This window comes from Bacillus cereus group sp. MYBK15-3, assembly GCF_051916765.1.
GTDB classification, from domain to species: Bacteria; Bacillota; Bacilli; order Bacillales; family Bacillaceae_G; genus Bacillus_A; species Bacillus_A cereus.
This window is the reverse complement of sequence record NZ_JBQAHG010000003.1, coordinates 151858-164997: the sequence shown is the minus strand read 5'-3', so window position 1 is coordinate 164997 and position 13140 is coordinate 151858. Positions and strand designations below refer to the sequence as shown.

Genomic DNA, 13140 nt, shown 5'->3' with positions numbered 1-13140 from the left:
CTGTATTTATTTTTTATTTATTTGCAAATGATTACACGGAGAACATTGAAAAGGAATTTTCCTTAAGCAATTAAGATTCGTTTCACAAATTTGTTCTATCGTTGGAACAAATGGAATGACAACTATGTTACTTTCTACCATTTGTGTAACAGGTGGCAATACTGTGCCTACTTGATGTTCGAAACGAATACTCGCTTGATTTATATAATTTCCTGAACCATTTGGCGCGCTCTGCACTACTACTTGGAACGAAACTGTCCGTGCTTCACCTGGATTTAAATTTCCTATAATAAAACCTGATACTGGGTTTACATTTGGCACTGGCGTATTATCAATCGTTACAGTTCCAAGGACAAATTGAACACTACTATCTAACATATCTTGAAAACGAATATTTTGTATTGCTGTATCCCCCGTATTTGTAATAACTGTCGTAAACGTAATAACATCGCCAATTGTTGCTGCCTGTAAATTTGCCGTTTTTACGACTGTCGTTGAGACATTTTGAGGAATAAACGGGATAACAACTGTATTGCTATCACCTTCAACTACTACTGGCGGCTCATTCGGATTTACAGTTGCGAGCCCATTTGCTATAGCAGTATTTGTAACTAAATTATTTATTTGTCCTCCTGTTATTACAACTTGGAAATTAATAATTGCTGCGTCATTTGGCTGAAAATCACCTAACGGAATACCGGTATTCGGATTAGCAAATGGAAGAGGTACATCATTTACCGTTACCGTGCCATTTATAAATAGCGTATTCGGATCAATGATATCTGTTAACACAATGTTGGTCACAGGAACTGTACTATCATTTATAACAGCGATTCCGTAAGTGACAACATCCCCTATCATTGCTACTTCAAAGTTTGCTCCTTTTGCAACAAATAAGATTGCAGTATTTACCGTCACTATAACTGTATTACTCGTATCCATCACTGTAACTGGCGGCTCCCCTGGTACTAAAATATATTCTGCTAACGCCCCAGCAACGTTCACTACTGTACCACCATCTGGAAAGCTCGTAATCGTAGCTTCATATGTTACAATCGCCGTCTCACCGACTGGAATGTCTACAATCGTAAATCCAACCTGCGGATTCACTCCCGGACGAGCTACTCCATTTACAGTTACACTATTTGGTACAAAAACAGCTTCCGGAGATAGGACATCGATAAATTGAATATTCATCGCATCAGCAGTACCAGTATTTAATATTCGAACCGTATACTTTACTGTTTCTCCTACTCCAACAATTGAATGATCTACTTCTTTTTGCATATCTAAACTGCCTCTATTTACTGGTGTGACTGTCGTATTACTTGAATTTGTAATTGTAGACGGAGGTTCTCCTGGAATCAATTCGAAATCACCCGTTACTCTTGCTGTATTCATAATGCTACTAGAAGGCGGAACTGCGATTATATTTACTTCAAATGTAATTAATACGCTATCCCCTACTGCAAGATTAGGCAATGCAAAGCCTATAAATGGATCTAAACCTACTTGCGGAATCCCATTTATTTGTACACTTCCAAGAACGAATTCTAAACTAGGTGATGGAACATCGCTAAACTGAACGTTCGTCGCTGTTACCGTTCCCGTATTTGTAACTTGCACACTATACGTTAACGTATCTCCTAATCGTGTCGCTTCTTTATTTACAGATTTTATAACGCTGAATCGTCCTCTATTCACTCTAGTTATCGTCGTATTACTCGGCTCTGTTACTATAACCGGTGGCTCTCCTGACACTAAAGTAAAGCTTCCTGTTATATTTGCAACGTTCGTAATTGTTCCTGATGACGGGATGTTTGTAACTGTCGCTTGAAACGTCACTATAACTGTTTCACCAACTGGAATATCTCCAACTCCAAATCCAGTAATCGGATTTAAGTTTGGTTGCGGGGCTCCATTTATTGTTACACTATTTGGTAAAAATGACGCACCTGTTGAAATCGTATCAATAAACTGAACATTGTTAGCTGTTACTGTTCCTGTATTCGTTATTTGCACTGTATACGTCAATACATCTCCAACTAGAGTAGCGGCTCTATTTACTTGTTTAATAACATTAAAGCGTCCTCTATTTACAGTTGTGAGTGTTGTATTACTTGGCTGATTTACTATAACTGGTGGTTCTCCTGGTACTAAAATAAAGCTTCCAGTAACATTTGCCGTATTGGCAATTGTTCCGTTTGACGGAACGCTAACAACTGTTACTTGGAATGTGACTTCTACACTTTCACCTGGAGTTATATCGGGAAGTGAGAAGCCAGTGTTAGGGTCTAATCCAGGCTGTAACACACCGTTTATCGTTACACTATTTGGTACGAATGTTATAGAGGATGGTAATACATCACTATATTGAACATTCGTCGCTATCACTGTTCCCGTATTTTGAACTACTGTTGTATATGTGATTGTATCGCCTACTGCAACAACCGGCTGACTTACTGATTTTAAAACATTCAAACCAGATTCATTGATTTCTGTTAATGTCGTATTACTTGTCGTTGTTTCCGTAATAGGCGGTTCTGTTTCACTTACAGCAAATGTAGCTGTAACGTCTACAAAATTAACAATCGTTCCACCTTCTGGTATGCTTGTAACCACTTCCTGATATGTGACAAGTACAAAATCATCGACAGGTATATCTGGAACTGTAAAACCAATGAAAGGATTTAATCCTGGTGCTGGTACCCCGTTTATGCTCACACTTCCTGGTACAAATGCTACACCCGCGGAAGTAGTATCGATAAATTGAACATTCGTCGCTGGCACTGTTCCGAAATTAAAAATCAATACATCATACGTTAATATTTCTCCTACCGTCGCTACTTCTTTATCTACTAGTTTCAATGGAAAAATAAACGCTATATTAATTGTCGTAACGACTAAATTTGTTAATATCGTTTCCGTAATCGGTGGTTCCTGCGGATTTGGTTGTGAAGTAAATGTAACATCTGCATCATTTAATATGACTTCATTATCTGGAATTTCTGTAATCGTCACTTGGAATGTGACCTCAATACTTCCACCAGCGATTAATAATGGAGTAACTGTAAATCCTATTTCTGGATTTAATCCTGGTTGCTGCACTCCACCTATCGTTACACTATTGTCAACAAACGTCGTCCCTTCTGGAATGACATCTTGGAAGAGTACATCTGTAACAGGGATAATTCCTACATTCGTTATTAGCACTGTATAAGTTAATACATCCCCGACAGCCCCAGTTGCAACATCAACTGTTTTTGTTGCTGTTACTTCACCAGGAGGAGGTAACGGTATTGTAACTACCGTTGTATTACTTGAATTCGTTGTTGTTACAGGTGGTTGTAAAGGATTCAATAAGAAAGTGGCTGTAGCAGATGCTGTATTTAATACTGCTCCACGTGTAGACGGTGCAACTACCGTAACTTGGAGCGTTACTGTCAATGATGTTCCAGCTGCAATATTAGGAAGCGGGAAACCAATATTTGGATCAAATCCAGGTTGAGGCGTTCCATTTATCGTTACACTATTTGCTACAAATGGTGTTTCTAAAGCAATTGGATCAAGGAAAGAGACATTCGTTGCTGTTACTGTACCGTTATTTCGAATGACAACAGAATACGTGTAAGTTTCTCCAAGTGCTGCTTGTTGTACAGATGAAGATTTTTGTATATTTAACTGTGCTGTGTTTACTTGCGTCACTACAAAATTACTATTTGTAACAGTCGTTATTGGAGGGTTTGCTGGATTTATAAGAAAACTTGCAGTAACGTTCGATTGGTTTCTTATATTTCCACCGCTCGGAATACTCGTCACTGTAACTTGAAACGTAATCGTAGATGTTTGCCCGACCGGAATATTTGGTACTGGGAAACCTACCATAGGATCCGCACCTTGCTGAACGACTCCATTTATCGTCACACTATTTGATACAAAGGCAGTACCAGACGGAATTGGATCTTGAAAAACAATATTCGTTGCAGGAACAGTTCCTGTATTTTGAATAAGAATCGTATACGTTAACGTATCTCCTACACCGGCTTGTGGTGTATTTACACTCTTCATTACATTAAGTGATCCTACATTCACTCGCGTCACAACAATATTACTAATCGTTACAATTGTAATTGGTGGCTGGAGAGGACTTACTTGGAAATCAGCAGTGACATTCGCATTATTCGGAAGAACTCTATTTGGTGGTATACTCGTGATTGTCACTTGAAAAGTGACCGTCACCATACCTCCTACTGGAATATTAGCAAGTGGAAATCCAGTTGTCGGGTTTAAACCTGGTTGAGGTGTCCCGTTTATTGTTACACTATTCGCTACAAAAGTGGTTCCAACTGGAATCGGATCAAGGAATGATACATTTGTCGCTGCCACCGTTCCACTATTTTGTATACGGACTGTATACGTTAACGTATCTCCTACACCGGCTTCAGTAGCACTTACACTTTTCCTTACATTTAACCCTGAAGAATTCACGACCGTCATAACAGTATTACTTGGTACTGTTACAGTAATCGGTGGCTCTGTTGGATTTACAAGGAAATCTCCAGTTACATTCGCATTATTTACGACATTATTTCCTTGGGGAATTTCATCAATTAATACTTCAAACGTAACAATAACACTGGCGCCAGTAGGTAAATCATTTAATGGGAATCCAAGTCCTGGATCTGCCCCCTCTTGTAAAACACCATTAACCAATACACTATTTTCAATAAATAATGTCCCTTGTGGAATTGAATCTTGAAAAAATACATTTGTAGCTGGTACACTACCTGCATTTATAACTTCGATTGTATATACTAAAACATCTCCTACCGTCGCAACATCTGTATTCACTGATTTCACAACTTCAAAGTTTCCTGATTGTACTGTCGTATTCACAACATTACTCGGAACATTAATTGTCACTGGTGGTTCACTCGGATTCACTTGAAAGCTTGCTGTTACATTCGCTTGATTTAAAATATCTTCATTTTCTGGATCCTGTACAATTAACACGTCAAATGTGACTACAACTGTTTGAGCCGCAGGAATATTCGGAAGAGAAAATCCTGTATTCGGATTTAGTCCACTTTGCTGTACTCCATTAATTGTTACAGAATTTGCAACAAATGAAACAGCAGAAGAAATAGGGTCTTGGAAAAATACATTTGTTAACGGAACGTTCCCTGTATTTTGGACGGCAATTGTGTATGTTAAAGTATCCCCTACTGCTGCTTGCATTGTATTCACTTCTTTTATTACATTCAAACCACCTGTATTAACTTGTGTCACAACTGTATTCGTTAGTCTATTAATTGTTATCGGTGGCTGATTTGGAATAACGACAAAATTAGCAGACACATTTCCGCGATTCGGAATCGTACCTCCTGACGGCGTAGATGTTACTCGTACTTGAAATGTAACAGTCCTACTTCCGCCAGGAGATATATTAGCTACCGTAAACCCACTCGCTGGATTTGCCCCAGGTTGTGAAACCCCGTCCACAGTCACACTATTTGCGATAAAAGTCGTTCCAATTGGGATTGGGTCTTGAAAAATAACGTTCGTTGCAAGTACATTTCCTGTATTTTGAATTGTTACCGTGTACGTAAGAACGTCGTTAACCGTTGCAAAAGCTTTATCCACTGTTTTTCTCGTTGTTATATCAGCTATATTAATTGTCGTAACTACAGTATTACTTGTCGCTTGCCCTGAAACTGGTTGTTGACCAGGCACTGGGGTAAAAGTAAATGTTGCACTTGCACGGTTTGGAATTGGATTGACAAGAGGGTTCGATGTTACTCGAACTTGAAAGCGCACTACAGTCGTTTGCGAAGCATTAATACTTCCTAGATTAATACTACTTGCTGGATTCGCTCCTGGACGTGCTACTCCATTTACCGTAACGCTATTTGCGACAAATGTTGTTCCAGCAGGGATACTATCAACAAAAATAACATTGCTCGCAGTGACATTTCCATTATTTGTGACATTAACTGTGTACGTTAATACATCATTAAGCGTTGCCGTCTGTAAATCTACAGATTTCTGCATACTTATAGTTGCTTGATTCACTGTCGTTTGTACTGTGTTTGAAGAAGACGTACTTGTAATAGGAGGACTACCAACGAAAGGACGAAATTGATATGACACCATTGCACGATTTAAAATAGGATTGGGATTCGGGAATGATGTTATTCGAACTTGAAATGTAACAATTCTTTGCGTGTTATTTGGGATTGTACCTAAATTAATTCCATTAGCAGGGTTTGCATTCGGCTGTGTTACTCCCCCTACCGTAACACTACCTGCAACAAACGTCGTTCCGTTCGGAATACTATCACGTAATACAACGTTTTCTGCACTTCCTGTTCCTGTATTTGGGACCGTAATCGTATAAGTGAGGGTATCCCCTACCCCTGCGACTGTTCTATTAACTGATTTAACAGGATTAATAATTGGACCTGTTGCATCAATTTGAACACCAAAACCAGCTGCAGCGTATCCATCTCCATTTGTAACAAATCGAACCGTTGCTGACGTTTGATTATTTACTAATGATGCAGAGGCATTTACATTCGTAATATCCCACCCTTGTCTTCGGACAGCTAAAGCTATCCCTAACGGCTGATTCAAATCTCCAAATGTCCCGGTTGTATCTAACTCTCCAATGTCATTACAAATTTGAGACTGGAAGAAATTATTCGCAGGGTTTCTCGGTCCGAATAATGCAACTGTAGCATTTGCATTCGGTCCAAAGCGAAGTTGATCTCCAACAATGTTAGAATCGCCTTCTTGAGCAGTTACGAGCACTCTTCCTGTAACAGCTCCTGTTGCCGGCGTAGCAAATCCTGAAATAGTAGCATCAACAGGCGGGGATGAAGCATCAATAATTTCTTGGCCTGCATAAACTGACAAATTCCGAAGAGGTAAACTTGCATTTTGATATACAACCTCAAGCGTCCAGCCAGCTGAACGACTGATTGTTGGATCAGCTGAAGTTCTTGCAGCGGGCACAGCACCTGTTGTATATGTGCCTGCCCCACCTGCACTAACAAGATTCGTTACATTAGCAGAGCGAGCATAATAAAACTGATTTCCTACTGAACCTTGCTGCGCGGTAGCGGGATCTGGCGTAACAGCAAACGTCCCTGATGGTGTTGTAAATGTAATATCATCATTTAAAAATGGTAAAACATCTTCCGTATCAGTCCGAAAAGTACCAGCCCAAACTAACTCTGCATATAGCACACTACTCCCCGCCGGAAGATTTAAAATTGCACTTGAAGAATTCAATTGCCATTCATCCGTCGTTCCTGCTGGGAACCCTGGTACTTGCAGCGCTGTATTTACCGTAGTAAATACAGCAAGTGTACCAAAAATATTACCTGGCGCAGGTGATGTAGGGCTAAGCCCTAACGTGTTCCCAGTGAACGTGACGGCACCAGGTACTGTTGTTGTAAAACGGTTTATAAAAGGCACACAATCATCTCATTTCATTTATAGTAAAAAGTGCTCTATACTATAAAATGTAGACAAACTATGCAATGTACGTTGTCCAACAAAATTCCGCACATACGAGAGGAGTTTATAAAACTATGCGCTACGTTATCATAACAGGAACTTCACAAGGTTTAGGTGAGGCTATTGCCACTCAATTGTTAGAAGAAAGTACAACTGTCATCTCTATTTCTAGAAGAGAAAATAGAGAACTTACTAAACTTGCAGAGCAATATAACAGCAATTGCATTTTTCATTCCTTAGATCTTCAAGATGTACATAACTTAGAAACTAACTTTAAAGAAATCATTTCATCCATTAAAGAAGACAATGTATCCTCTATTCATTTAATTAATAATGCAGGTACAGTTGCACCTATGAAGCCGATTGAAAAAGCAGAAAGTGAACAATTCATTACGAACGTTCACATTAATTTACTTGCACCTATGATTCTTACATCTACGTTTATGAAACATACGAAAGAATGGAAAGTAGATAAACGCGTTATAAATATTTCATCTGGTGCAGGAAAAAATCCTTATTTCGGATGGGGCGCTTATTGTACGACGAAAGCTGGTGTAAATATGTTTACACAATGCGTAGCAACTGAAGAAGTGGAAAAAGAGTATCCAGTAAAAATCGTCGCTTTTGCCCCCGGTGTTGTTGATACAAATATGCAAGCACAAATTCGTGAAACAAATAAAGAAGACTTCACAAATTTAGACCGCTTCATTGCATTAAAAGAAGAAGGAAAGCTATTATCACCTGAATATGTTGCGAAAGCTATTCGTAACTTACTAGAAACTGAGGAATTCCCTCAAGGCGAGGTTATTAGAATTGATGAATAACAAAAAGGCGTGCTAAAATAGCACGCCTTTTTGTTTTACTTCTCTAAAAATATGAGCACAGATTCCGCAATTTGTTCATAACCAATTTCTTGATAAATTTTATTAGATGTCGGATTCGCTAAATCAGTATATAACGTAGTCGTCTGGTAGCCTTCATCTAACATACGTTGACTAAGTGCTGCTACACAATGAGATGCATACCCTTTTTTCCTTGCTTCTTTCGGCGTATATACGAAATTGACTGTTATATTATTTTTAGTTGGTCTCGTTTTTGCAGCTACAGAAACGAGTTTCCCATCCACTTCCAAACCAAACAGTCGATTTGTAGTTATTAATGTATACGCAGTTTGTTTTGCTTCTTCTTTCGTATTAGGAAGCTTTACGTCTTCACAAAATTGATATATCCACTGTTCTATTAACGGTAATTCATCATTATTTACCGCCCGGAAAAGTCCATCCGCATTACACTTCTTCTTTACTCTGTTGAGCTCATACACACCTTGTTCCATTGTAATATTCGTTTTCTTATTTTCTAATACCGCAATCTCTTCCGCTAATTTCTGTACAATTTTCTTATTACCGATCAATCCAGGAATATCCGGGTATACTTTCGTTAACTCTTTTGCAAGTTCCTCAATAGCTACTCCCGAAATTTCAGAAGTTGCAACAATGATTTGTTTCTTCTCTTCTGTTTGTAGAAATACAACCGCAATTTCTTCTCCTTGTTTCGCTATCCCCATAAATATCGGTTCTTGGACCATTTGTAATACACCTAATATGAGATTGTTTTCCTGCTCATTCTTTTCTAGAAATAGTGTAACATCTTCTTTAAAATGAAGAATCTCTTCATATACATGTAATTGAATCATCGACAATCTCTTCTCTCTATTTATATTTTAATTAAATATTGGCGATTAATTCATTAAATCCTTCTTTTACAATTCTATAATATTAGAAACTAATATATTCAAATCATTTTCAGTTTGTAAAATCCTCTGTTTTTCCTTTTCAAATACATCTTCTTCTTTTCGAAATGACTCTTTTCGATTTTGAATCATACGATTCATTTCTTTTTTACTCGGTCCACCGTATACATTTCTTTTTTGAATAAAAGCTTCTGGCGATATAATTTCTTTCCACTCTTTTTCTAATAAATTTATTTTAAAATGTTCTTGCAAGTACATATTTACCTCTTTGAAGTGTAATTCATGTAGTTCTTTTTTCTGTTCCAATGACATATTTGCAATAGCACTTGCTGCATGATGAGCGTGCCGAAATGGAATTTCATAGTTTTTTGTTAAAACATCGGCGAAATCCGTTATCGTTATTGCATGTTTATATGAACGACTTTTTAACGTTTCTTCTTCTACTTTCATCGTTCGGATCACTGCATTCATCATACAAAAAACACGAATTGCCTTTTCAATCCCTTTATATAAATATGGCTGCAAGTCATCTTCCGTATCGACAATATCACCAAATGGTGTATTATGAATCATTTGAAATACTGTAAATGCTTCTCCTAAAGCACTACTCGTAATTGCACGAGCGTGCTCAATTGAAACCGGATTTCGTTTTTGCGGCATAATACTACTGATTTGTACATATGGCTTTGCAACAGTAATACCGTCATATTCTTTCGTTGCTAACAACAAAAAGTCATGAATCCATCTACTCGTATTCGTCATCATTACCATAAGTAGCGAGCTAACTTCTAATAAATAATCCGCTCCAGCAACAGCATCATATGAGTTCTCAATTACATTTGCAAATCCAAGTAGATGAGCAACTCGTTCTCGTTTAATCGGGAAACCTGTTGTAGAGAGTGCAGCCGCCCCCATTGGAGACTGATTTAAAAGCTGGTACGTTTTTTTCATTCGTTCTAAATCTCTTTGCATCGTATCATAAATTGCTAACGTATAATGACCAAATGTTGTTGGCTGTGCCGGTTGTGTATGTGTATAAGCTGGCATGATTGTTTCCTTATAATCAGCAGCAAGTTGTAGTACACTTTCTTGCAATAACAAATGATGTTCCATTAATCGTAATACATATCGCCTTAAACTCATGCGATACATCGTTACACCCATATCATTTCTACTTCTACCAATATGCATATTACTTACAAAATCGCATTTCGCTTCTTGAGAAATTAAATGTTCGACTAAAAAAAAGAGATCTTCATGCTGCTCTGTATAGAGCAATTGCTCTTCTGGAATTCCCTCTACCTTTTTTAATGCGTGTAATATAACTTTAGCTTCTTCCTTTTTCATTAAATTTTCTTCCGTCAGCATCGCAATATGTGCTTTATGCACTTGAAACATATCTTTCAATAAGTAATTTCGTTGAAAATTAAATACATGTTGTAATACACAATCCACATATGTTTTTCCAGGGAAATCAGCGCCTTCACTCTTTATAAACTCTTCTTTACTCTGTTTCATCACCTTTTCCCCTCTCACCTAAGTATTACTACCCATCATACCCAGAGATAGAAAAAAAGTGCTTGTACATAAAAATAAACTCGGTGCTCTCTGCACCGAGTTTATTTAATAAAAGTCGCATCATACTTATCACTTTGCAACACTTGGAAATGTAAGTTTGCTAAATGTTTCCGTATTTCTGCACTATCGTCTTCATTTAAATTATTCGCCAAAAACACAATCTCCGTACAGTTTCCACGTTTATCCATAGCGTAAACTGCTTTTGTAACCGTCCAAGGTGTGTAACCATTCTTTTGCCCAGCATGTCTGAATGTTTTACGGTATTTTTTGGCACTCATGTCTGTTTCAACGATATTTGCCCACACTTTTTCTTCAGCCTCTGTCAAGCCACCTTTATGGTTTGCCTTTTGAAGTAATACCATATAATCATTTGCAGAAGCTGCTGGTAATCTATCTGACCAAATTTTGTCGTAACGTTCCTCTAAATAAAGCGGAATTTCCTTCTGTAATAATGGTCCCTTCTTCTTTAAGCGTTCATGAATAACCATCGCATATTCACGATATTGCTCTTGAGACATTTCTTTTAACTTTTTCTCTATTTTATATTTTGGAACATGTAATTCTTTATGCAAATATCCCGGAATATACAAAGATGAAACGATTGGAAATAGTGGTTGATGTGCAGGAAGTGATAAACTTTGTAAATTTCGATTGATGTTATCTAATCCTAACAATTCCATTAAGTATTCAGCATTTGCATTCGAACTAAACTTAACCATTCCTTTTGCCACTTCTTCTAAAGAAACCGCTCCTTCAGTTATCTTGCCCGTCTTCTCCAAATACCTTTGCCATCTATCTTGTGCACCACCATCTGTATTCGGTACATAATAGCGATTCACATCATTAATCGATACGAAACTAGACGAATCAATTTTCCCTTCAGTAACTTGTTTCGTATATTCAAGCGCCACAATTAATTTCATCGTACTAGCAACTGGCAATACAACATTTGGGTTTACAGAATAGACAACTTTATCATTTCTCTTTACTAGAAGCGCACTATTTTTTTCATCTTTATGTTCTTCAATAAAAGATGCAATATACTGTGCATCATCATTATTTGAACTCCACACTTTTTTCACTAAAAAGTTACCCGATATTAGCAAAACGAAAATACCCACAACCACTGCGCATACTATAGTTTTTTTCAAGTAAAATTCCTCTCCTATTGTGTAACTCTTCTCTCTATCTTTAAAAAACAAAATAATGGAGATGGTTATTTAAATAACCATCTCCATTATTTTAACTTGTATACTCCTATTATGTCTACGTCATGATTTTCACAAAATCCTCAAGGAATTTTTTATAATGTAATGACCAACCAATTCGCACCCAATTTTTTAATGCTTTTGCATCAGGTTGAGGACGGAAATCTGCAATACTTTCTCCTTTTGCTATTCCCACTGTATCTACATCGACACGGCGATACACATAATCCAATATTGAAGGATTTGCGGCAACCATCATTGTAACGACGTCATGTACTGGACTTCCTTTTATTTTCGGATTTAATTTTCTATAAGCTTTATAATAATACGTAAAAATCGGTTCAATTAATTTATTAAAACTTGTTTTAGAATGTTTCGTAATATACTTTACCATTTCCGGCGTAATAATAGCTTCAGATGTAACATTGAGCGGCACCAGTGTCACATTCTTGGCATTTTGCATGACTAATTGCGACGCAATCGGATCACCATGAAAATTCGCCTCTGCGACTGGTGTAACATTGCCTGGCATTAAGAAAGCACCCCCCATTATATAATATTCTTTTACATACTTCATCATTGGCTTTTCTAAAATAAATGCTGTCGCTAATGTTGTTGATCTACCAGCATCGACTATTATTAATTCTCCTTTATATTTTTCAAGAATGTCAAAAAACTCACAAAAAGGCTTTATATTTGGAGAAAGATTTTTCGGTGGTCGAATTGGTCCTAAACCTTCCGCCCCATGAATTTCTGGATAATACGTTGTAATATCTCCAGATAAAGGGATTTTCGCACCATTAATAACAGGTATATCTTCCCTACCTGCTAACTGTAATAAATATGCCGCATTACTTGTCGCCTTTTCTTGCGTTACATTTCCATATCCTGTAACTACACCAACAATATCAATATCAGGATGCAACAATCCATACATAATTGCTAAAGAGTCATCAATTCCTGGGTCTCCTAAAAATAATACTTTTTTCATCGACCTCAACTCCATCCCCTCAGTTGTTATTAATTTATGAATAACCGTGGATATACAGAATAAAAAATGAACAAATTCACACAAAAAAACGC

At 37.4% G+C, this 13140-nt stretch carries 6 protein-coding genes; 1 reads left to right on the top strand and 5 read right to left on the bottom strand.

The window, feature by feature from the left end:
- Positions 1–6: 6 nt before the first annotated feature.
- Positions 7–7479: a DUF7507 domain-containing protein gene (locus tag ACTFR8_RS14965; protein ID WP_200509793.1), complete on the bottom strand. Its 7473-nt coding sequence runs from the start codon at positions 7477–7479 to the stop codon at positions 7–9.
- A 116-nt stretch (positions 7480–7595) separates the two neighbouring features.
- Between ACTFR8_RS14965 and ACTFR8_RS14960 the strand changes: the two genes are divergently transcribed.
- Entirely contained in the window at positions 7596–8345 is a 750-nt protein-coding gene (locus tag ACTFR8_RS14960) for a (S)-benzoin forming benzil reductase (protein WP_001271050.1), read from the top strand.
- 35 nt (positions 8346–8380) lie between these two features.
- Here ACTFR8_RS14960 and ACTFR8_RS14955 read toward each other — a convergent pair whose 3' ends face one another.
- The 4 genes from ACTFR8_RS14955 to ACTFR8_RS14940 form a co-directional block, all read right to left on the bottom strand.
- Positions 8381–9214 carry a GNAT family N-acetyltransferase gene (locus ACTFR8_RS14955; RefSeq protein WP_098300468.1) on the bottom strand — a complete coding sequence of 278 codons (834 nt, stop codon included), beginning with the start codon at positions 9212–9214 and terminating at the stop codon, positions 8381–8383.
- 66 nt (positions 9215–9280) lie between these two features.
- Positions 9281–10789, bottom strand: coding sequence for an argininosuccinate lyase (gene argH / locus ACTFR8_RS14950; protein ID WP_000813991.1), 1509 nt, complete (start codon positions 10787–10789; stop codon positions 9281–9283).
- Positions 10790–10890: 101 nt separating this feature from the next.
- Positions 10891–12000 (bottom strand): serine hydrolase, encoded by a 1110-nt coding sequence (locus tag ACTFR8_RS14945; RefSeq protein ID WP_000751377.1) that lies wholly within the window; start codon positions 11998–12000, stop codon positions 10891–10893.
- 115 nt (positions 12001–12115) lie between these two features.
- Entirely contained in the window at positions 12116–13063 is a 948-nt protein-coding gene (locus ACTFR8_RS14940; protein ID WP_080451403.1) for a nucleoside hydrolase, read from the bottom strand.
- Positions 13064–13140: the final 77 nt, after the last annotated feature.